Source organism: Micromonospora craterilacus (genome assembly GCF_003236315.1).
GTDB classification, from domain to species: Bacteria; Actinomycetota; Actinomycetes; order Mycobacteriales; family Micromonosporaceae; genus Micromonospora; species Micromonospora craterilacus.
On the sequence record NZ_POTY01000578.1, the window covers coordinates 1 to 437 of the forward strand.

At 47.4% G+C, this 437-nt stretch carries 1 protein-coding gene; it reads right to left on the bottom strand.

The annotated features are described in order from the left end of the window. The coding region (locus C1I95_RS37500; RefSeq protein ID WP_146605966.1) for a mucin-binding protein at nucleotides 1-437 on the bottom strand (437 nt) is incomplete at both ends.

A 437-nucleotide genomic window follows, 5' to 3' on the forward strand; every position in this document is an offset into this window, starting at 1 on the left:
GGTAATGACTCGCTGAACACTAGTTGTTAAATCTTTAAGCCCAGTACCAGCTGGGTACTTGGGCCCTTCTGGATGAGCGGAATCAACTGGTTGACCTGGTTGACCAGGCTTAGTTGGCGTGACCGTCGTCATTTGATGCGCTAGCTTGACCGTGTATGACTTAATGACGTCATCTTGATCAAAAATGATGCCAGTCGTCGGAACATTATTCGAAACTAATCGATAGCCTAGTTGTTCATACGCAGCAATTTGTGAAACGGGCGAATAACCATTCGTAGTGCCATAAGCCCCAGTTACTACCGTCGTAGGTAGTGTTTTACCACTCGTTACATCCACAAACGCAACGGTTGCGGTCTGTGATTTGGCCGTGTACGTGATTGCAATCAAGTGCGGCTTATCGTGACTAGTGACAGACGCTGCTTCGACTTCTGTAACAC